Raw genomic sequence first — 19912 nt, forward strand, 5'->3', positions numbered from 1 at the left:
GGGCCGTCCCGCTCTGGTGCGTTGCCGTCCCCGGGCTGACCCGGCCCGGCTCGTGTCTCGTCCGGGAACATCCGGAAGCCCGGCCGGCCCTGCGCCGTGCAGATCGCCACTCACCCGCAACCCGGACAGCCTCGGTCGTCATCTTTCAGACTTCTGTCGGCTTATTGCGAAGCTCGCGCAGGGTTTGTATGGTCATCGACACCAAACAAGGCGTAGCAGAGGTCCGTGTCACCCCCGCACGCCCGGACCCGGGTGGCCAGCTGCCGACGGCGACGACCCCGGACCGATCCAGAGAGCAGGTACTCGTGTCCACATCAGACAGCCGCCGGTGGTGGCGAGACGCGGTGATCTACCAGGTCTACCCGCGCAGCTTCGCCGACGCGAACGGCGACGGCATCGGCGACGTCGCCGGCATCCGGAAGCGGCTGGGCTACCTGGCCGACCTCGGTGTCGACGCCATCTGGTTCGGGCCGTGGTACCCGTCCCCGATGGCCGACGCCGGCTACGACGTCTCCGACTTTCGGGCCATCGAACCGGTCTTCGGCACCCTCGACGAGGTCACCGAGCTGGTCACCGAGGCGCACCAGCTCGGCCTGCGGATCATCATCGACCTGGTCCCCAACCACTGCTCGGACCAGCACCCCTGGTTCCAGGCGGCGCTGGCCGGCGGGCCGGGCGCGCCGGAGCGGGACCTCTTCTGGTTCCGTCCCGGACGCGGGGAGCACGGCGATCTACCGCCGACCGACTGGATCGGCGAGTTCGGCGGCGGCACCTGGACCCGGACCACCAACCCGGACGGCAGCCCGGGTGAGTGGTACCTGCACCTGTTCGCCGCGGAGCAGCCGGACTTCAACTGGGACCACCCCCGGGTACGGGCCGAGTTCGAGGAGATCCTGCGGTTCTGGCTCGACCGGGGCATCGACGGCATCCGGATCGACTCGGCCGCTCTGCTGCTCAAGGACCACACCCTGCCCGAGGTGGTGGAGGGCTCGCCGCACCCGTTCCACGACCTGGACGGCGTACACGAGATCTACCGGAGCTGGCGGCGGATCGCCGACTCGTACCCGGAGCCACGGGCGCTGATCGGCGAGGTGTGGCTGCCGGACCGGCAGCGGTTCGCCAACTACCTGCGGCCGGACGAACTGCACACCGCGTTCAACTTCGACTTCCTCAGCTGCGCCTGGGACGCCGCCAAGCTGCGCGACAGCATCGACGGCACCCTCGCCGAACACGCCCCGATCGGCGCACCGGCGACCTGGGTCCTCTCCAACCACGACGTCACCCGGGTGGTCACCCGGTACGGCCGCGAGGACACCACCTTCGCCTTCGCGAAGAAGCGCGAGGGCATCCCGACCGACCTGGAGCTCGGCACCGTACGGGCCCGGGCGGCCGCGCTGCTCTCCCTGGCGCTGCCCGGCGCCGCGTACGTCTACCAGGGCGAGGAACTGGGCCTGTGGGAGGTCGAGGACATCCCGCCGGCACTGCGGCAGGACCCGATGTACCCGCGCTCCGGCTATGTCGACCCGGGCCGGGACGGCTGCCGGGTGCCGCTGCCCTGGGAGGGGGACGCCGCGCCGTTCGGCTTCAGCCCGGACGGGGCCACCACCGCGCCATGGCTGCCGCAGCCGGCGACCTGGAAGGACCGGACCGTACAGGCGCAGACCGGCGACCCGCACTCGATGTTGGAGCTCTACCGTACGGCGATCCGGCTCCGCCGCGCGCTGCCGGCCCTCGGCGACGGCGCCCTGCGCTGGCTCGACGCCCCGGACGGAGTGCTCGCCCTCGCCCGCGACCCCGGGTTCATCTGCCTGGTGAACCTATCCGCCGAGCCGGTGCCGCTGCCGGCACACCGTACCCGGCTGCTGACCAGCCGCCCCGTCGACGGTGACGTTCTGCCGCCGGACACCGCCATCTGGCTCGAGGTCTAGGTACGGATGTCAGGGAGGGGGCCTCCGGTCGTCTCCGGTCGTCTCCGGTATCGGAGAGGGCCCCTCCCCTGACAGCTGGGCCCGCCCACCTGCTGGACGATGTTTGTCCTGTTCAGTACGGCGGAGCAGGATGGGAACGTGGGCAAAGTTCATGATCGGATCGACGGTCGACTGCGCGCCTTCATCGAGGCACAGCCGGTCTTCTTCGTGGCGACCGCGCCACTGGCCGCCGACGGGCACGTCAACCTTTCGCCGAAGGGCCTCACCGGCTCGCTGGCGGTGCTCGACGAGCGGACGGTGGCGTACCTCGACTTCGGGGGCAGCGGCGCGGAAACCGTGGCCCACCTGCGGGAGAACGCCCGGATCACCCTGATGTGGTGTGCCTTCGACGGCCCGCCGAACATCGTCCGGGTGCACGGCCGGGGCGAGGTGGTCTTCCGGGACGAGCCGCGCTGGGGCGACCTGATCGGGCGGTTCAGCCGCGCCGACGATCCGGGCCTGCGGGCGATCATCCTGGTCACCGCCCACCGGATCAGCGACAGCTGTGGTTACGCCGTACCACTGATGGACCTGCGGGCGGAGCGGACGCTGCACACGGAGTTCTTCGGCCGCAAGACCGACGAGGAGTTCTCCGCCTACTGCGAGAAGAAGGAGTACGTCGCCAGCAGCCTCGACGGCCTGCCCGCGATCCCACTCCCGCTGCCGCCGCTACCCGACCGGCCTGACTGACCGTCGTCGGCCCGCCCGGCCCGGCTGACTGACCGGCCTGACCGACCGTCGTCGGCCCACCCGATGCGGCTGACCGCCCCGGCTACGGTCTCGCCGCCGGCTTCGGGGACGGCCAGGCGCCGGTCCGCGCCGGCTACCCGGTTCCGGCGGCGTCGCCGTCCCCGCCGACAACCCGGGCCGCCGGCCCCCGTCGGGGCCGGGGCGTCGGATCGTACGTCCCGTGCCGGCCCTCGCCGGCCACGAACCGGGCCACCCCCTCCGGCGCGTCGACGGCGAGCGAGTCCATCCCGTACGCCAGCTCGGTGCGCAGCGCCTCCGCGTCCGGCCGACCGGCGCCGGCCAGGACGGCCAGCCGGTCGTTGCGCAGGCAGCGCTGCGGAAACGAGGCGATCTCGGCGGCCAGCCGCTCCGCCGCCGCCCGCGCCTCACCCGGCGGCACCAGCCGGTTCACCAACCCCATCTCGTACGCCTCGGTGGCCGGAACCGGCCGGCCGGTGAGGATCAGGTCCATCGCCCGGCTCTCGCCGACCAACCGGGCCAGCCGACTCGTCCCACCGTCGATCAGCGGTACGCCCCAGCGGCGGCTGAACACCCCGAACACGGCGTCGGTCTCGGCGACCCGCAGATCGCACCAGAGTGCCAGCTCCAGCCCGCCGGCGACGGCGTATCCGGCGATCGCGGCGATCACCGGCTTGGTCAACACCATCCGGGTCGGTCCCATCGGACCGTCCCCCTCCGGTTCGACCCGGTTGCCGCTGGACGTGGTGATCGCCTTCAGGTCGGCTCCGGAGCAGAACGTGCCACCCTCCCCCCAGAGCACCGCCACCGACGCCTCGTCGTCGCTGTCGAAGATCCGGAACGCGTCCGCCAGTGACCGGGCGGTCGGCCCGTCCACCGCGTTCCGGCTCTCCGGCCGGGACAGCACCACCGTCCGAACCGGACCGTTATCCTCCACCCGTACGCCCATCGGACCAGGATGCCTGCCGGACGTGGGTCTGCCCATCCCCCGGGTACGCGGTCCTGCTCCCCAGTTCCGGGCGGGCCGGCCGGACGAGGCGACGGCCGGCTACCGGGCGACGGCCGGCTACCAGGCGACGGCCGGCTACCGGGCGGGCCGACGCTCCGCCACCGGGCGACAGTCGGCTACCGGGCGAGGGTCGTGCTGAAGCCGTCGGCGGCGAGGTCGACCAGTTCGGCCAGGGCCCGGCGGGCCTGGTCCGCCGCGACCGGGTCACGCTCGACCAGGCCGCTGGCCAGGAACTCGTCCTCGTCCAGCCGTTCCACCCGGCTCAGGTCGGCCGAGACCCACAGGTCGAGGTCGAGATCCGCCACCTCCAGCGCGCCGCCCCGGACCACGGTCGGCCGGGTCACGTCGCAGTACCAGCCCTTGAGCCCGCCGGCCGCGTCCCGTACCTCCTTGACCGCGTACCACCGGTCCCGCCAGTAGTGCTCGACGAAGACGTCGCCCGGTGCGAACTGGACAAAACCCAGATCCCGCACCTGCGGGTCAGCCCAGGGGGCGTAAACCGTCACGTGGACGCCGTCGTCGGCGACCACCGTCGCCGGGTACGACTTGTCCGGCCGGGGCGCCTTGACCAGCCGTACCGTCACCGGGCTGCCCGCCGACAGCCGCTCGTCGGTCAGGTTCCGCTCCGCCATGTCGTACGCCTCGTCTTGTCGGATCCTCAGGTCGAGGGCCGAGATTAGCCTGGAGGGGTGGTCCACGCCACCGGTTTCAGCCGGGTGGGGCGAACGGCCACTCCTCGAAGGACCGGCACCGGTTGTCCCCGGCAAACCGCATGATCCAGAGGTCGCGGTACTCGTCTCCGCTCGGCGGGCCGTACCGTACCTCGACCCGGGCCACCGCGACATCGCCGTCCACCGCGACGATCTCGTGCCGCATCGTGAAGACCTCGTCCGGGCCTTCCCGCTCCGCCTGCCACATCCGGGCGATCGCCGGCAGGCCGACCACCGGTTCCCGGTACGGTCCCTGCAGGTAGCGGGCGTCGTCGGTGAAGAGTTCGGCCAGCGGGGCGGTGCCGACAGCGCGCCACGCCCGCTCGTACCCGGCGATCCAGTCCGCCACCCCGGTCCGGTCCACGCCCTCCAGCCTGCCGCACCCGGGTGTCAGGAACGGGCCCTTCGCCACAACCGGCCGCCGCCCGGCGACAAGAAGGGATTCCACCTGCCGATCAGGCTGCTTGTTGACGCATCGGTGGAGTCGGGGCGCCGGCATGCTCGGCGATCCCGGCGAGCAGTTCCCGCAGCGCGTCGACGGCGTCGTGCCGGGGCCGCCAGCCCAGCTCCCGCTCGGCCCGGGAGCAGTCCATCAGCGGCGCGGCGGCGCTCAGCTCGAACCAGCCCTCGTCGGCGGGGAGCAGCCGGCTCCGCCACGCCGTCCGGGCCAGCAGCCGGAGCAGCGGCAGCGGCAGCGGCGCCGCCAGCCCGCCGACCTCGGCGGCGACCAGCGGCCCGTCGAGCACCGGCTCCGCGGCGAGGTTGAAGGCTCCGGTCAGGCCACCGCGCAACACCTTCAGGTACGCCTCGGCGACGTCGTCGGCGTGCACCACCTGTACCCGTAACAGCCGGTGCCGCGGCACCACCGGGAAGCGCCCGCCACGGAACAACGAGACCGGTACGAGGCGGCCGAGCAGGTGCCGGGTGACCTCGGCGCCCGCCTCACGCTGGACGACCAGGGGTTTGCGCATCCGGACCACCCGCAGCCCCGGGTAGTCGCGTTCGACGCCGTCGAGGTACGCCTCCACGGTCGCCTTGTCGACGCTGTAGCCGGAACGCCGGCCGATGCCGGTTGCCGGCCAGCTCTCGTCGACCAGCCGGTCCTTCGGCCCGGGCGCGTACGTCGCGACCGACGACCCGTACACCAGTTTCGGTACGTCGGCGGCGAGCATCGCGTTCACCACGTGCCGGGTGCCGTTGATGTTGGTCCGCCGCATCCGGGCGCGCTGGTGACCGGGTTGCAGTTGCCAGGCGAGGTGCACCACCGCGTCGACCCCGGCGAGGAGTTCGGCGAGTGGATGCAGGCAGGCCGGGTCCCCGAGGTCGGCGGAGTGCCAGCGCACCGCGTCGTACGGCGGGCCGGAGCCCGGTTCCGGACAGCGCCGGACGATGCCGATCACCTCGATGTCCGGCTCGGCGGCGAGCCGGCGCAGCAGCGCACTGCCGACGTTGCCGGTGGCGCCGGTGATCGCGATCCGCATGCCTGCCGTTCTACCCGGCCCGGGTCCGGGCATGCCGGCGACTCGCCCGGAGTGTGTGCCGGTCCGGTGGACGCTGTCGAACCGGTGGGCGTTTGCCGACCGCGACGGTGGGTAAACCCCGGCGGTGCGTGCCCTTCTGAGCCGACTTGAGCAGACTGCCGTACTGGACCGGGCTGGTGACCGGCTCCAGCGGGGGGTGCTCGCGGTGCTGCGTCCGCAGCGGGTCCGCGACGCCCTGCACGGGGTGTGGCTCGGGCATCCGCTGCATCCGGCGCTGGTGCAACTGCCGGTCGGCGCCTGGACCTGTTCGGCCATCCTCGACCTGTGGCCAGGCCAGCGCCGCGCCGCCACCGCCCTGGTCGCGGTCGGTACCGCCACCGCGTTGCCCGCCGCGCTCGCCGGGGTCAACGACTGGGCGTCGCTGGCCCGGGAGCAGCGTCGGGTCGGTCTGGTGCACGCGATCGCCAACGGCGTCGGTGTCCTGTTGTACGCGGGCTCACTCGCCGCTCGGCTCGGTGGGCTGCACACGGTCGGCCGGGCCCTCGGGTTCGCCGGCCTGTCGGCGGTCAGCGGTGGCGCGTTCCTCGGCGGGCATCTGGCCTACAAGCAGGCGTCGGCGGTCAACCACGGGGCGCCGGAGTTGCGTCAGCTCTCCGACGGCTGGTACGCGATCGCGGACCTGGCCGCCCTGCCGGAACGTGCCCTGCTCACCCGTCGGATCGACGAGGTGTCGGTGCTGGTCTACCGGCAGGGTGACCAGGTGAGTGTGCTGCTGGACCGGTGCGCCCACCAGGGCGGTCCGCTCGGCGAGGGTGAGCTGGTGACGGTGGGCGGTCGGGACTGCGTCCAGTGCCCGTGGCACGGCAGCAGGTTCCAGCTGGACGCCGGTCGGGTGGTGCAGGGTCCGGCCGCCAGTGACCAGCAGGTGCTGCCCACCCGGGTCGTCGGGGGCGTTGTGCAGACCCGCCTTCCCTGAGCAGTCCGCGGCCCGCCCGGCACAGCGGGACAGGTCGAATCCTCGTGCTGAGCGTTGGCTCTCAGTCACCCGCCCCGTCACGGAGCCGGTGCCGGCCGGTGCTCACCGAGGTCCGTCGGGACGGCCGGCCCCGCAGCCCGAACAACGCACCGACCTGCGCGCCGACCATGCCGGCCGCCGCGATCACCGCGGCAACCGCCAGTGGCCGGTCGACCCCGTCCGGCGTGCCGCCGACCGGACCGGTCGCGCCGACCGGGTGTGTCGTCCCGTCGTCACCTCCCCGACCCGACGGGGGCGCGGTCGTACCGGTCCCTTCCGACTGCCGCCCGTCGGGGAACGGCCCGCTCGCCGGCCCACCGCCCGGCTGCTCTGCCGTGCCTGGCTGCGCTGTCCCGCCCGGCTGCTCTGCAATGCCCGGCCGTTCTGTCGCCCGGTCGGGCTGGACCGGCTGGACCGGTCCGGGGCGGTCTGGTTCCGGCCAACCGCCGGGCGGCGGCGGGTTGGCCACCAGGCCGGTGGCGTGGTCGCGTACGCCCCGGTCCTCGGCGGACTCCGGCAGGTGCAGGAACTGGCCGGGGCGGATCCGGTCCGGGTCACCGATCCTGTTCAGCCGGGCCAACTCCGGGTACCGGTCGAAGTCGCCGAGGTACCGGTCGGCGATGTGCCCGAGGTAGTCGCCCTTCTCCACCCGGTACACCGGCTCCGGCTGGTCCGGACCGCCCGGTGCGGCCATCCAGTGCGGCGCCGGTCCGGACGGGGTTTCGGTCATCCAGTGCGGCGCGGGTCCGGACGGGGTTTCGGTCATCCAGTGCGGTGCCGGCCCGGACGGCGGCTCGTCGGCGAGCAGGGCAGCCGAGCCGACCGAGGCCGGCAGCACCGCCGGCGCCGGCAGGGCCGCCAGCCCGCTGCCCGTGGCCGCGGTCGCCGCCACCGGACCGGCGGCGAGGGCCAGGGCGACCGAGCCGACCAGGGCGGCGGCCCAGCGCTGCTGGCGACCGAGCCCGGGCAGCCGGATCGCCGGCCGGCGCAGCATCCGGGCCGGTATCTCCACCAGCACCGAGAGCGCGAACGTCGCCCAGCCGGCCCAGCCCACCAGGGCCAGCGCCCGCAGGAAGAGTTGCCCGTCGTCCCGGCTGGTCAGCACGGTGCCGATCTCGTCGAGGGTGGGTACGTGGTCCGGTAGCGGGTTGCCGGCGAAGGTCAGCAGCGCGATCGGCGCGCCGACCAGCAGTCCGACCAGGACAATCAGCGCGCCGAGTCCGGTGACGACCCGACCGGCCCGGTGGGCCGTCCGCGATGCAGGCATGGCCATGCCCCCTGTTCAGCGGTTGCTCGTGGTGAGGAGTGTCGCGGTGGCGGTGCCCGGCACCGTGACGGTGCCGTCGAAGCTGAAGAGGCCGAGGAAGGCCCGTTCGTAGGTGAGTTCGAGGTCGACGGTCAGCCGTGGGTTACCGTCCTCGACCTGGATGTCCACGTTCCGCAGCGTCACCCCGTCGACGCTGTCCAGGTAGTTGTCGATGGCTGCCCGGGCCGCGTCCCGGTCCAGCACGGTGGTCCCGTCCGCCAACAGCTGTCCGAGGTCGACGGCCTGACCGCCGGCCCGGGCGGCCTCGGCGGCCAGGTTGTCCGCCCGCTGCATGGTGCGGAGCTGCCCGGCGCCGTCGTAGGCGAGTCCGATCAGCGTCAGGATGCCGACCAGCGCGATCGCCAGGAACAGGCTGACCCGACCGGCGTCACCCGGGGGCACGTCCCACTCCGGTCGGCTCACTGGCCACTCCTCGCGCGGTAGCGGTCGAGCGGGGACGCGAAGGTCGCCTCGGCGTACGTGTGCTCCGGCACCCCGGGCACCAGCGGCATCCGGAGATTGCCCACCGGCACCCGGCAGCCGACGGTGACCACCACCGTGGCGTCCTCCCCGAGATCGCTGGCGAAGACCTCGTCGAGGTCGTGTTCCTCGCCGGCCACCGTGCCGGTGAGGTCCAACTCGGGTGCCCCGGCGCAGAACCCCTGCTCGGCCAGGCGTTCCGTGACGGCGGCCTCGGCCGCGTCCCGGGCCTCGTCGGCGGTCCGGGAGATCGAGGCGGCGCGGGCGGCCTCGTGTGCGGCGACCTCGATCGCCTCGTGGGCGACGGCGGTCCGGCCGGCGACCCCGGCCAGCGCGACCAGCGCCAGGAAGGCCGGGGCGAGAATCGCCACCTCCACCGAGACGGAACCCCGGTCGCCACCGGTCATGGCCTCTCCTCGCTCCGCTCGTCGACGCCATGACCTGCGTGACTGTCCCTGCTGATGACCTCGCTCCGCTCGGTCATGGCCTCTCCTCGCTCCGCTCGTCGACGCCATGACCTGCGTGACTGTGCCCCTCATGACCTCGCTCCGCTCGGTCATGGCAGCCCCGGCTCGGTGAAGCGCTCGACCGGCCCGGAGGCGGTCTCGCGGATGGCGGGCAGCGAGATCAGCGGTACGACCCGCAGTGGTGTGCCGGTGACGGTGGCGCTGACCCGGGTGCCGTCCGGGTCCGGGACGCTGACCGTGACCTCCCAGCCGACCAGCCAGTCGCCGGCCCGGTCGAGGAAGTCCAGTGCGCGTTCCTCGCCGACGCCCGGTTCGGCCTGGTACACCCGCTGTGCGCTGACCGCCTCCTGGGCGGCGTTCAACGCGGTCGAGCGGGCGAGGAACCAGGCCGCCGCCTGGATCGAGGAGAGCAGCAGGACGAGGATGGCCGGCATCAGCACGGCCAGCTCTACCGGCGTCGCTCCCCGCTCCCGGTCGGATCCGGTGTCAGCTGTCGCCACCGGTGTCCCCGCCGTCCCCGCCGTCACCGGGCTGGGGCAGGTCCTGCAGCCAGTCGCTGACGCTGTCCGAGACGGCGACGGTCACCGCGAGCGCGGCGGCCGCCAGCCCGATGATGATCACGGCGGTGGGTACCGGGCTGTCGCCCCGGTCGCGTTCGGCACCTCGGCGCAGTTCGTTCAGGCGTATCACCAGCGCGGTGTGCAGATAGGAGATGACGGACATCGGGACTCCCTCCTCACGGGATCAGGTGCGTCGCGGTCAGATCCGGGCCACGAACGGATAGAGCACGAACCCGACCAGCACGAAGACCAGCAGCGCCCCCGGTACGTCGAGCCGGCTGGTGATCGTCTCGGCCCGGGCCAGGTTGTCGGTGCGGATCTGGTCGCGTAACGAGTCGGCGCGGCTGCGCAGCGAGTCGTGCACCTGCGCACCCTCGGTGCCGGAGGACTGCATGATCGCGCCGACGTCGCCCAGCTCCGGGATCCCGATCTTCTCCGCCAGGTCGCGCAGTTCGGCCCAGGGCGAGTGCATCTGCAGTTGGGCGATCCGCAGCGCCTCGCGGATCCGTTCGAAGACCCAACCGTCACAGACCCCGGCGGCCCGTTCCAACGCCTGCACCGGGCCGTGCGCGGCGGCCAGCTGCAGCGCCACCAGGTCCAGGTACGCGCAGACGGCCTGGCTGAACTCCCGTCGGGCCCGTTCCGCCCGGACCAGGACGTTCCGGTGTGCCAGCAGCACCGCGAGCAGCGCGAAACCCAGCGAGCCGACGGTCGGTACGACAACCGGTGGCCGTACCCCACCGAGGAAGAGGATCGCGCTCGACACGGCGGGGGTGGCCAGCCCGACGAGCCCGGACAGTACGAGCGAGAGGGTGTACTGCTCCGGGGTGCGGCCGAGCAGTGCGAGTTGCCGGTGCGGTGGGCGTACCCAGCGGGTGAGGCCGGTGAGCCAGTCCAGGTCGCGGACGCCGGCCCTGGTCCGGGGCCGGGTGAGCCCGGGGGGCTGGTGCAGCCGGCGCAGGGCCGGCCCGAGCGCCGGGGTGGCCGGCATCGCCTCCCGGACCAGCAGGAACAGCCCCAGCCCGACGGCCGCGCCGCCGAGCACACTGATCGCGAGGTGCCAGTTCAGCATCACTGGAGCACCTCCTCGGCGGCCGGCGGGGCGAGGAACCGGGCGGGCCGGGGCGGCAGGCTCATCGACCGCACCCAGGCCAGCAGGGTGACGAAGGCGGTGCCGAGCAGCACCATCACGAGCTGGCCGGTCGGTGTCCCGTACGGGCGCATGTAGTCGGGGTTGACCAGCCCGTACGCCAGCACCAGCAGGGTCATCCCGGTCAGGAAGCGCACCGCGAACCGGGGCTGGGCCCGCTTCGCCTCCACCTCGCGTCGGGTGACCACCTCGGCCGCCGCCGCGCCCGCAATCGCCCCGAGTACGTCGCCGAGCCGCTCGCCGCGGTCGCTCAGGTGCAGGATCAGCGCCGCGACCACCTGGTCGCAGACCGGGTCACCGATCTCGTCGGCGAAGGCCAGCAGGGCGGTACGGCCGTGCCAGCCCGCCTGCAGCCGGGCGGCGAGCAGGCGTACCTCCTCCTCGATCTGCTCCGGTGCGGTGGCGACCGTACCGACGATCGCCTGCTGCAGACCCTGTCCGGTGCCGGAGACGTCCTTGAGCCGGCGGGCCCACTCGCCGATCGCCTCGATCCGGTTGATCGCCCGGCGTTCGGCCCGGCCGGCGGTGAGCAGCCATGGCGTACCCGGGACCGCGACCGCGACCAGGAGGCCGACCACCGGCAGCCCGGTGAGCAGGAACGCCACCGCCCCGGCGACGACCGCGCCGACCAGCAGCGTCTGGTGGGCCCGCCGTTCCCGGGGTGTGCTGCCGTTGCCCTGCCAGAGCCGGCGCAACCCGGGGCCGGAGTTCGGTCGGGCCGGCCGGGTGGTGCCGACGATCGCGACCACAGCCAGGATCAGCCCGGCGACGCAGGCCGCGCCGGAGAGCACCGCGATCAGCTCGATGTTCGACGGCAGGTTCACCTGACCACCACCTGACCGGGACCCGGCGCCGCCCGGACGGCGGCCGACCAGCACGGAGCCGGGCCGACCGTGCCCGGCGCAGGGATCAAGCCTGACCGCCCGGCTCTATCCACCAGGCCCGCTCTATCCACCAGGCCCGCTCTATCCACCAGGCCCGCTCTATCCACCAGGCCCGTGCCATCAACCCGCCCCCCGCTCACGCCCGCCGCCCCAGCTGGCTGTGCCGGGGCCGTCGCCACGCCCCGGCGCCGGCCTCGATGTACCGGGTCAGCAGCCGGGCGTCGTAGCCGACCCGCAGCAGCTGGTCACGGATGCGTTCCGGCAGGTGGCGGGGGATGGCCCGACCGTCGGGGCCGGGGCCGAAGACGGTGGTGGTGGTGATCCGGTTCCCCTCGCCGACGCCGATCACCTCCTCGACGTGCGAGACGAACCGGTGCTTGCGGCCCCCGATGGCGGTCTCGTCCTCGATGGTGACGTAGACGATCAGGTCGAGCGCGTTGCCGGCCATCCGCCGGGCCTGTTCGACGGTCATCTCCCGGCCGTGCGACAGGGCCAGCTCGATGATCCGTTCGCTGACCCCGGCCGGGGTACGGGCGTGGATGGTGCACATCGAGCCCCGGCTGGTGGTCATCGCCTGGAGCATCGGCACGATCTCCCGGGACCGCACCTCGCCGACGATGATCCGCAGTACGCCCATCCGCAGCGCGACCGGGATCAGGTCGGCGATGGTCACCTCGCCGGCCGGGCGGCCGTCCGGTCCCCGGTCGCCGTGTCCCTCCCGGGACTCGAAGCTCATCACCGCCCGGTGTCGTATCCGACGTCGGGCGGGCAGCAGTTCCCGGCTCTCCTCCAGCAGCACGTACGGCTCGTCGACCGGGATCTCGTCCATCAGGGCCCGGACCACGGTCGTCTTGCCCGCGCCGGCGAGCCCGGCGACCATGATGTTCAGTCCGGCCCGCATCGCGGCGCGCAGAAAGTCCCGGATCAGCACGTCGATCATCTCGTCCAGGTCGCCCCGGCCGCCGGCGATGTCGTCCAGGGTCACCTCGACGGTGTTGTGCTTGCGGATCACCGCGTACGGGCGCTGGCTGACCAGGAAGACGGCGGCGAGTCGGCTGCCGTCCGGCAGTTGCAGGTCGAGGGTGGGCTTGGAGGTGGAGAGCGACCGTTCGGTGGCGCCGGCGCGGCGGGCCGCCGCCTGGAGGATCTCCACCATCTCCTCGTCGGTGTCGGCGATCGGGTCGCCCCAGTCGACTGTGCCGCCCCGGCGGGTGATCCGGACCAGGTCGCAGCCGAGAATGTGCACCTCTTCGATCGAGGTGTCGACGAGCAGGCTCTGCAGCCGGCCGAGCCCGACGAGTTCGGCGTTGACCTGGTCGAGCAGCAGCCGTTCCTCGAGCGCCGACATGGGGGTGCCGGCCCGGCGGACCGTGTCGGCGTACTCGGTGACGACGGTGGCGGCGAGCCGGCTGCGTTCGGCGTCCTCCTCGGCGGTGGTGAACTCGCGGCCCCGCTGCCAGGCGGTGAGCCGTTCGCTGAGTTCCCGGCGCAGTTCGCGGACCACGGCGAAGTCGACCCGCCGGGGCGGTGGCGGCGGGGGTGCGGTGACCGGCTGCGGCACCGGCAGGTGTGGCACGGCGACGTGCGGCGGGGTGCCGTTGCTGACCGTGCCCGGGTGTGGGTGCCCGTTGTGCGGCACTGTCTGCCAGGTGGGCCCGTCGGCCGGGTCGCGGCGTCGTGGGTCGTGGAAGACCGGCTCAAACCGCATCCGGCACCTCCTCGGTGGTCGGCCAGCGCAGTCGTGCCCGGCGGCGGTCGAGCAGTGCCCGGATCGGCACCTCCAGGGCGCCGGCCGCGCGGATCAGCGGCCGTCCGCTGCGGACGGTGCCGCCGTGGCTGAGCACCTCGGCGGTACGCGGGTCGTGTGGCAGCTGTTCGATGACCGGCAGCCGGAGTGCTTTGCTGACCTCGCCGCGGCCGTGTCCGGCACCGACCAGCAGCAGTCGCAGTGAGCCGGCCGGTACCCGGTGGTCGGCGAGGTCGCGTTCGATCGCCTTGACCGTGGCCTGGGTGCTGGACAGGTCGGGGAGTCGGGCGGCGGTGACGACCAGGACGATGTCGGCGGCGCGCAGGATCGGCCAGGGCGGGCCGACGACGTGCAGCCGTCCACAGTCGACGATGACGTCGTACGCCGGGTCGCCCTTGCCGAGCGCGGTGAAGAAGTCGGCGAACCGCTGCCAGAGCGGGATGACGCTGCCGGCCTGCGCCGGGTCGACCACGCCGGGCAGCAGCAGCCGTTCCCGTTTCGGGGCGTCGAGGTCGACGAGCTGGGACCAGAACGCCTCCTCCAGGTTGCCGTCCCGCAGCTCGCCGACGGCGAGTTCGCCGATGCCGCGCGGCCCGGGCAGCGCACCGCCGAGGTATCCGGCCAGCACCGAGCCGCCGGCCGGGTCGCATTCGGCGAGGATGATCCGGTGGTGCCAGCTGAGGGCGCAGGCGAGGGCGGTCGTGGTGACGCCCGGGGACCCCTTGGCGGAGACGAGGGCGATGACGGCCATGGTCAGGCTGCCGCGTTCAGGACGACGGCGATCCGCCCGTCGCTGGCCAACGCCACCACCGGCGGTACGTCCTTGGTGGCGAGTGCGAGGTAGAGGACGACGGTGTTGCTGGCCGGGGTGGCCATGTCGATGACGGTGGCCTGGAACCGGGTCGGCGGGGCGTTGCCCGGATCGTCCCGGCCGGGAGTGGAGAGCAGCAGCACCTTGTCGCCGGGGCGGAGCCGTTTCGCCGGCACCTCGGCGGGCTTGAGCCCGAGGGAGATCTGCTGCTGTCCGGGGCCGAGCAGCGGCTTGTCGGTGAGTTGGGCCATGGTGAGCAGGGTGCCGGGGGTGAGGGTCACGGTGGCCCGTTTGCCGAGCACCTCGCCGATCCGGTCGGCCGGCACCGGGTCGAGCCCCTGACCGCCGGCGACCTGCACGGTCAGCACGTCGTCGGCGCTGAGCGTGGCACCGACCGGCACGGTACGGGCGACCGCCAGGTAGCTGCCAGTGGCCCGGACCGAGGTGACCGCGAACGCGGAGCCGAGCCCGCCGAGTGCGATCAGCAGGACCGCGAGCCCGAGCAGACCGGGCCGCATCCGGCGTTGTCGGACGATCCGGGGCGGGGTGACCGGCGCGTCGACCGGTCCGCCGCCGGTGGTGGTTGTCGTCGCCACGGTCACCGGGTCACCACCTGGAGTTCGTCGATCTGGATCGTGGTCGTGGCCTGCGGCGAGCTGACGCCCTCGAACGGTTCACCCTCGCCGGCGACGTTGCTGCCCCAGCGCACCGTGTAGTAGCGGGTGGCGGTGATCCGGTACTTCCCGCCGTCGACGTCGTCGCTCGGCTGGGCGTACCGGTGGGTGCAGGCGTTGCCGGGTGGCCGGCGGGGGTCGTGGACCCCGGACCGGAACGCGACTCCGGCGCTGCGGCATGTCTTCCGTTCCCCGTCGCCCATCTCCCAGACGATCCGGGTCGGGGTGGCCTCGATCCAGACGGTGACCCCACCCTCGCCGGCGCTGTCCTCGACCGGGGCCCAGCTTCCGGCGTCGTACAGCCAGACCGGTACGCCGACCAGCCCGGGCGCCTCGTCCGGGGCGGTACGGATCTGCGGCGGGGTACGCAGCACCCGGCCGAGCAGGTCGCGGGCGAGTTCCTCGGGGTCGGGCGGGTCGAAGCCGGGCGGCGGGTCGTCGAGGAAGACGGTCTCGGCGTTGACCGCCCCACCGCTGCCGCAGCTCTTCAGGTAGCTGGTCTGACCCGGCGGGGTCTGCGGCGACTGCGGCTCCTGCACCTTGTAGTAGCAGTCGTCCGCGCTGTTGAACCAGCCGCGGATGCTGTCGTAGCAGGGCACGGTCTCGCCGTTGTCCTTCGTGCAGACCCGGGGTCCGCCACCGCCGCCACTGCCGTTGCCGGAGCCGTTGCCCGAGCCGCCGCCGGTGTTGCCGTTCTCGTTGTCGAAGACGTCGCAGTTGTCCTGCCCGGGTGGGCAGTTGGCGCCGGGGTCGGCGAGGGCCGGTCCGCCGGGCGCCAGGGCCGCGGCCAGGACCAGCAGCGTCGCGGCGCCGATCGCCAGTGTCCGCCGGGTCAGCACGGCTGCTCCTCGTGTACGGCGCCCTCGCTGATCAGCCAGCGGCCGTCGGCGTACCGGACGGCGGTGGCGGTGGCGACGTGCCGGCCGCCGGCCGAACCGCGGACCACCTTCCGGGTCTCGCGGTTGACCAGCCGGTATCCGGTGGAGTCGAGACAGTCCTGGATCTGGACGGTCGCCGGTACGGTGTCGAGGCTGACCTCGGTCACCGTCGGGTCGGAGACGAGTTTTCCGGTACGCATCGCGCCGTGCTCCTTCGCGTCGCGAATGGCCAGCCTGACCCGGGTGAGCAGGGGGTCGGCCAGGTATTGCGCCAGTCGCGGGTCGTGGGGGTCGCCGTCCGACTCGGCCTTCCGCAGGGCGTCGAGATAACCGGCGTACGCGGCGAGGCCGGCCTGTTCCGCTTCGGCCCGCCGGGTGTCCGGGGTGGCCGGGGCGTCCGACCCGGCCGCGGTGCCGGTGGGGCCGGCGGGGCCACCGCAGCCGGCGGCGAGCACCAGCGTGGCGACCGTGAGCAGGGCGGCCGGGAGGTTGGCCGGTTGCCGGTTCCGCAACGGTGTCTCCCTCCTGCTGCGCTGCCGCAGGATCGGTTCTCTGCGCTCTCGCCGGGTCAGTCCTCGTGCCGGGTCACCGGGCCGCCCGGGGACGCCGGACGGGCCTGCGGTGGGAAGGTGGGCACGGCCGCTCCGCCCCGAAGGCCCGTGGCCGGGCCCGGCGCCGCTGCGTCCACATTCGATCGGGTCGATCTGGAATTCTGGGTTCGGGTGCTGTCGATTGATCGGTGTGGTGTGGATTCGCCGACGGTTGCGCGTCGTCCAAGGGGCGAGCATAGGCTGGCCGGCGACGATACAACAGGGGCTATTCCAGGGAATACGTACGGTTACGATCTCCGTAGTCGATCATTGAGGAGATCATATGACGACAATCGATGTGTCCTGTGTGATCAATAGTTTTCCGATCCGGCGGAGGCGCGGATCCTTCCGGTTCGATTGTGCCGGCGGGCTGGGGTGAATTGCGATGGATGACGGTGATCTGACAGCTTCCGTGCCAGGGTGTTCCGGCCCGCTGGCCGCCGACGTCGACCCGACCGGTCGACGGCCGCCCGCCCTCGACCCGCCTCCCGGCCCTAGCTCCGACGACCAGCGGAGATCAGATCTCGGCGATCATGAGGTCACCCTCCGTGTCCGGGATTCCGGCCGGATCCGGCGGTGGCTGGTGATGATCCTGACCGTGGCGCCGTCGCTGCGCCGCCTGGTGGCGATCGAGGGGGTCGACGCCGGCCGACCCCGGCGCTCCGGATGCGACACCTGCGGCACACCGCTCGCCCCGGCCGGCCCACTGGGCGCCGTCCTGCCGTCGGCCCGGTGCGCGGGCTGCGGCGGGCGGCTCGGCGCCGCACCCTGGGCCGTGGAACTTCTACTGCTGTTCGCGGTGGCGGTGCTGCTGCTGGCTGGCCGGCCCTGGCCGGAGACGCTCGCGATCGCCTGGTTCGCCGGCTGCGCCGTACCACTGGTGCTCGTCGACCTGGCCGTGCACCGCCTGCCGGACCGGCTCACCTGTCCCGCCGCCGTCGGCACCCTGGCCCTGCTCGGCCTCGCGGCGCTGGTCGGCGGCGACGCCGCCGCCGGACGGCGCGCCCTACTCGCCGGGGTCGGGTCGGCCCTGCTGTTCGCCCTCACCACCGTCCTGTTCGGACAGCGCGGATTCGGACTGGGCGACGCCAAGCTGGCGCTGAGCGCGGTGGCGCTGCTCGGCTGGCTCGGCTGGCCGGCGGTGGTCGCCGGGCTTACCCTGGCCTTTGTCGGGTCGGCGCTCTGCGGGCTGGTCCTGCTGCTCGCCCGCCGGATCGGCTGGCGCGACCACCTGCCGTTCGGTCCGTTCCTGGTCCTCGGCACGCTCGGCGTCCTGGCGCTACCCGTCCCCTGGTGACCTGGCCCGCTGCCGGCTCGGAGCGGCGTCCGGGGGCTGTCGGCCATCCACCGGACGGGCGACTCGACGCCCGTCCACCGGTCGGGCTTCCCGGACAATCGACTGGCGGCTATCCCGCCAATTGCCACGCAAATCGGCGCATCCTTCGACCCGCTATCTGAAGAAGCCGTGGTGACGGGGTCGCGAGAGGGTTTTGTCGCCGGTACGGTACGTCGGTCATTCCACTCCGATTTGCAATCACCGGGGGCAATATGATTCCGCGTACCCCTCGTGCCTGGGTCCGTGCCGGTGCCGGCGTGCTGGTGACGTTCTCCGCCGGTGCGATGATCGTGACCGGTGGTGCCGCGTACGCCGCCGAGGGCGTCGACCTGACGGTCAGCGTCTCGGACCGGACGGTGGCCGCCGGCGAGCCGCTCGCCCGGCACCGGGTGACGGTGCGCAACACCGGCACCGTCGAGGTCCCGGCCGGCTGGCGCGTCGAGTACGACCTCGGCGGCCTCGACGAGCGGGTGGTCCGCCGGGACGGTGAGCTGGCCAGGGGCTGTGTCGAGGAGCGCGGAAAGATCGTCTGCACGGTGCCGGAGGGGCTGCCGGTCGGTCGGAGCCTCGACCTGGCCACCCCGTTCACCCTCACCGGGGTCGGCGCCGGGCCCGGACCGGCCGGCGGTTTCACCGTCGCCGCCGTCGCCGAGGAGGACGGCAACCCGGCGGACAACACCGCGACGGTGGACGTCGAGGTGCCGGCGGTCGGGGTCGACCTGGTCAGCTATGCCGAGGACATCCGCCAGGTGACCGCCGACGGCGGCGGCACCGACCGGCCGGTGCCGCCGGGCGGCGAGACCATCCTGTTCGGCGCGGTCGCCAACGTCGGCGACACCGTCGCCGAGGGCGTCCGGGTCCGGGTCACCCTCCCGGAGTACGTCACCTTCGGCGAGGTGGAGCAGGGCTGCGACTACACCCCGGACAACCGGACGGTGACCTGCGACTACCACCAGATCGTCCTGGTGCCGACGGACCGGGACACCGGCGGGGACGACGAACTCGTCTCGGCCGTCGGCCTCTACTTCCCGGTCCGGGTCGACCGGGACGCGCCCGGCCCGCTCGTCGCCGAGGGTGGCGAACTGTACGCCGCGGCGCTCGACACCACGGACGGGACCAGCCCGGCCCGGCGCCGTACCCCGGCCCTGCCGGAGGGGGTGCGGGCGCTCTCCGCCGAGGAGGCCGAGGACCTCGCCGCCAAGGAGGTCGAGGACGCCGAACCGGGCGACAACTCGTACCCGTTCGCCGCACACATCGCCGGCCCGCCGGACGGTTCCGGCTCCGGTTCCGGCTCCGGTTCGGGCGGCGGAGACGGTCTGCCGGTGACCGGGGTCCAGGCGGGCCTGATCGGTGGCGTCGGAGCCGGGGTGCTGCTGGTCGGCGGGGTGCTGATCTTCCTCGCCCGGCGGCGTCGGGTCGTCCTGGTGGCACCCGAGGACGAGAAGCCGAACGCCTGAGCCGTCCGGACCAGCCGTTTCCTACCGGCGTCCGGCGCGGTAGGCGCGCATCTTGGCCCGGCTGCCGCAGACGCTCATCGTGCACCAGCGGCCGCGCCCGGCCGGGCTGTGGTCGTAGTACACCCACTGGCAGCGGTGCGCCGCACAGGCCTTGAGCCGGGGCCAGGTACCGGTGGCGACGGCGTCGAGGATGGCCGCCGCCACGTGGGCGACAAGTGCGGTGGCCCCGTCGAGGCCGGCCGCCGGTACGGCCCGGGCGGCACCGCTGCCGTCGATGGTCAGGATCAGCGGCGCGTGGCCGAAGGCGTGGCGCAGCATGGCGGCGGAGGCGGCCGGGACCGGGGCGCCGGCATGTCCCCGGCAGGTGTCCCGCAGCGCGTCCCGGAACCGGCGTAACTCGGTGACGTCGGAGTCGCCGAAGGTGAGGCCGCCCGGCCCGTACCGGGTGGCGAACATGGTCAGTTCGGCGATGGTGCGCAGCCGGTCCCGGCCGGCGTCGATGTCCACCGTGTTCAGCAGGTTCTGCACCAGCGCGAGCGGTCCGGGTGCTGGTGCGCGGTCACCGGGCTGCTTCATGGCGCCACCGTACGCAGCCGTCGCCAGCCGATGATACTAGTTAACGATATATGACAATACATTGATACCCGGCGGTTCGGGCAGGAGTGGCTGCCGGCCGCGCCCG

At 73.1% G+C, this 19912-nt stretch carries 21 protein-coding genes and 1 pseudogene; 5 read left to right on the forward strand and 17 right to left on the reverse strand.

The features are described from left to right. Positions 1-305: 305 nt before the first annotated feature. Both ABGB05_RS17010 and ABGB05_RS17015 read left to right on the forward strand, forming a co-directional pair. On the forward strand, positions 306-1928 hold the full coding sequence (locus ABGB05_RS17010) for a glycoside hydrolase family 13 protein (RefSeq protein ID WP_347654377.1): 1623 nt from the start codon (positions 306-308) through the stop codon (positions 1926-1928). A gap of 138 nt (positions 1929-2066) precedes the next feature. Then, the gene (locus ABGB05_RS17015) at positions 2067-2657 is read left to right on the forward strand and encodes a pyridoxamine 5'-phosphate oxidase family protein (RefSeq protein ID WP_347654378.1); all 591 of its coding nucleotides are present in this window, start codon (positions 2067-2069) and stop codon (positions 2655-2657) included. A 217-nt stretch (positions 2658-2874) separates the two neighbouring features. Here ABGB05_RS17015 and ABGB05_RS17020 read toward each other — a convergent pair. The 4 genes and pseudogenes from ABGB05_RS17020 to ABGB05_RS17035 all read right to left on the reverse strand — a co-directional run. Continuing rightward, positions 2875-3624: pseudogene (locus ABGB05_RS17020) on the reverse strand (crotonase/enoyl-CoA hydratase family protein); the annotation flags it as partial. 176 nt (positions 3625-3800) lie between these two features. Beyond that, a complete protein-coding gene (locus tag ABGB05_RS17025; RefSeq protein WP_347654379.1) occupies positions 3801-4316 on the reverse strand; it encodes a DUF402 domain-containing protein in 516 nt (171 codons plus the stop codon). 76 nt (positions 4317-4392) lie between these two features. Continuing rightward, complete coding sequence (locus ABGB05_RS17030; RefSeq protein WP_347654380.1) at positions 4393-4842, reverse strand: nuclear transport factor 2 family protein; 450 nt, start codon at positions 4840-4842, stop codon at positions 4393-4395. Positions 4843-4849: 7 nt separating this feature from the next. After that, entirely contained in the window at positions 4850-5875 is a 1026-nt protein-coding gene (locus tag ABGB05_RS17035) for an NAD-dependent epimerase/dehydratase family protein (protein ID WP_347654381.1), read from the reverse strand. A 124-nt stretch (positions 5876-5999) separates the two neighbouring features. Between ABGB05_RS17035 and ABGB05_RS17040 the strand changes: the two genes are divergently transcribed. Beyond that, positions 6000-6851, forward strand: a complete 852-nt coding sequence (locus ABGB05_RS17040; RefSeq protein ID WP_347654382.1) for a Rieske (2Fe-2S) protein — start codon at positions 6000-6002, stop codon at positions 6849-6851. A gap of 61 nt (positions 6852-6912) precedes the next feature. Here the strand turns inward: ABGB05_RS17040 and ABGB05_RS17045 are convergent, their stop codons facing one another. The 12 genes from ABGB05_RS17045 to ABGB05_RS17100 form a co-directional block, all read right to left on the reverse strand. Continuing rightward, positions 6913-8157 (reverse strand): LysM domain-containing protein, encoded by a 1245-nt coding sequence (locus ABGB05_RS17045; RefSeq protein WP_347654383.1) that lies wholly within the window; start codon positions 8155-8157, stop codon positions 6913-6915. A 15-nt stretch (positions 8158-8172) separates the two neighbouring features. Then, the gene (locus ABGB05_RS17050) at positions 8173-8619 is read right to left on the reverse strand and encodes a hypothetical protein (protein WP_347654384.1); all 447 of its coding nucleotides are present in this window, start codon (positions 8617-8619) and stop codon (positions 8173-8175) included. Continuing rightward, on the reverse strand, positions 8616-9083 hold the full coding sequence (locus ABGB05_RS17055; protein WP_347654385.1) for a TadE/TadG family type IV pilus assembly protein: 468 nt from the start codon (positions 9081-9083) through the stop codon (positions 8616-8618). Before ABGB05_RS17055 ends, ABGB05_RS17050 begins: the two co-directional genes overlap by 4 nt. A gap of 149 nt (positions 9084-9232) precedes the next feature. Continuing rightward, positions 9233-9643: a TadE family protein gene (locus ABGB05_RS17060; RefSeq protein ID WP_347654386.1), complete on the reverse strand. Its 411-nt coding sequence runs from the start codon at positions 9641-9643 to the stop codon at positions 9233-9235. Continuing rightward, positions 9630-9866 (reverse strand): hypothetical protein, encoded by a 237-nt coding sequence (locus ABGB05_RS17065; RefSeq protein ID WP_347654387.1) that lies wholly within the window; start codon positions 9864-9866, stop codon positions 9630-9632. Before ABGB05_RS17065 ends, ABGB05_RS17060 begins: the two co-directional genes overlap by 14 nt. Positions 9867-9902: 36 nt before the next feature. Continuing rightward, entirely contained in the window at positions 9903-10775 is an 873-nt protein-coding gene (locus ABGB05_RS17070) for a type II secretion system F family protein (RefSeq protein ID WP_347654388.1), read from the reverse strand. Then, positions 10775-11677 (reverse strand): type II secretion system F family protein, encoded by a 903-nt coding sequence (locus tag ABGB05_RS17075; RefSeq protein ID WP_347654389.1) that lies wholly within the window; start codon positions 11675-11677, stop codon positions 10775-10777. The genes ABGB05_RS17070 and ABGB05_RS17075 overlap by 1 nt, the downstream gene beginning before the upstream one ends. A 196-nt stretch (positions 11678-11873) precedes the next feature. Further along, positions 11874-13445, reverse strand: coding sequence for an ATPase, T2SS/T4P/T4SS family (locus ABGB05_RS17080; RefSeq protein ID WP_347654390.1), 1572 nt, complete (start codon positions 13443-13445; stop codon positions 11874-11876). Continuing rightward, complete coding sequence (locus tag ABGB05_RS17085) at positions 13435-14235, reverse strand: ParA family protein (RefSeq protein WP_347654391.1); 801 nt, start codon at positions 14233-14235, stop codon at positions 13435-13437. The genes ABGB05_RS17080 and ABGB05_RS17085 overlap by 11 nt, the downstream gene beginning before the upstream one ends. A gap of 2 nt (positions 14236-14237) precedes the next feature. Continuing rightward, the gene (locus ABGB05_RS17090; RefSeq protein ID WP_347654392.1) at positions 14238-14897 is read right to left on the reverse strand and encodes an SAF domain-containing protein; all 660 of its coding nucleotides are present in this window, start codon (positions 14895-14897) and stop codon (positions 14238-14240) included. Further along, the gene (locus ABGB05_RS17095) at positions 14894-15808 is read right to left on the reverse strand and encodes a hypothetical protein (protein ID WP_347654393.1); all 915 of its coding nucleotides are present in this window, start codon (positions 15806-15808) and stop codon (positions 14894-14896) included. Before ABGB05_RS17095 ends, ABGB05_RS17090 begins: the two co-directional genes overlap by 4 nt. Beyond that, a complete protein-coding gene (locus ABGB05_RS17100; RefSeq protein ID WP_347654394.1) occupies positions 15802-16359 on the reverse strand; it encodes a hypothetical protein in 558 nt (185 codons plus the stop codon). The genes ABGB05_RS17095 and ABGB05_RS17100 overlap by 7 nt, the downstream gene beginning before the upstream one ends. Positions 16360-17023: 664 nt before the next feature. On the opposite strand from ABGB05_RS17100, the gene ABGB05_RS17105 reads away from it, so the two are divergent. Beyond that, a complete protein-coding gene (locus ABGB05_RS17105) occupies positions 17024-17734 on the forward strand; it encodes an A24 family peptidase (RefSeq protein WP_347654395.1) in 711 nt (236 codons plus the stop codon). Between the two features lie 296 nt (positions 17735-18030). After that, entirely contained in the window at positions 18031-19230 is a 1200-nt protein-coding gene (locus ABGB05_RS17110) for an LPXTG cell wall anchor domain-containing protein (RefSeq protein ID WP_347654396.1), read from the forward strand. A 21-nt stretch (positions 19231-19251) separates the two neighbouring features. Here the strand turns inward: ABGB05_RS17110 and ABGB05_RS17115 are convergent, their stop codons facing one another. Next, positions 19252-19806, reverse strand: a complete 555-nt coding sequence (locus ABGB05_RS17115; protein ID WP_347654397.1) for a CGNR zinc finger domain-containing protein — start codon at positions 19804-19806, stop codon at positions 19252-19254. Positions 19807-19912 lie beyond the last annotated feature (106 nt).

Source organism: Plantactinospora sp. B5E13 (assembly GCF_039871775.1).
GTDB lineage: Bacteria > Actinomycetota > Actinomycetes > Mycobacteriales > Micromonosporaceae > Plantactinospora.

Bases quoted from the DNA above. Each gene is read 5' to 3' on its own strand.
- ABGB05_RS17025 (WP_347654379.1), bottom strand. From the start codon at position 4,316: ATGGCGGAGCGGAACCTGACCGACGAGCGGCTGTCGGCGGGCAGCCCG.
- ABGB05_RS17035 (WP_347654381.1), bottom strand. From the start codon at position 5,875: ATGCGGATCGCGATCACCGGCGCCACCGGCAACGTCGGCAGTGCGCTG.
- ABGB05_RS17045 (WP_347654383.1), bottom strand. From the start codon at position 8,157: ATGCCTGCATCGCGGACGGCCCACCGGGCCGGTCGGGTCGTCACCGGA.
- ABGB05_RS17055 (WP_347654385.1), bottom strand. From the start codon at position 9,083: ATGACCGGTGGCGACCGGGGTTCCGTCTCGGTGGAGGTGGCGATTCTC.
- ABGB05_RS17065 (WP_347654387.1), bottom strand. From the start codon at position 9,866: ATGTCCGTCATCTCCTATCTGCACACCGCGCTGGTGATACGCCTGAAC.
- ABGB05_RS17070 (WP_347654388.1), bottom strand. From the start codon at position 10,775: ATGCTGAACTGGCACCTCGCGATCAGTGTGCTCGGCGGCGCGGCCGTC.
- ABGB05_RS17080 (WP_347654390.1), bottom strand. From the start codon at position 13,445: ATGCGGTTTGAGCCGGTCTTCCACGACCCACGACGCCGCGACCCGGCC.
- ABGB05_RS17085 (WP_347654391.1), bottom strand. From the start codon at position 14,235: ATGGCCGTCATCGCCCTCGTCTCCGCCAAGGGGTCCCCGGGCGTCACC.
- ABGB05_RS17105 (WP_347654395.1), top strand. From the start codon at position 17,024: ATGATCCTGACCGTGGCGCCGTCGCTGCGCCGCCTGGTGGCGATCGAG.
- ABGB05_RS17115 (WP_347654397.1), bottom strand. From the start codon at position 19,806: ATGAAGCAGCCCGGTGACCGCGCACCAGCACCCGGACCGCTCGCGCTG.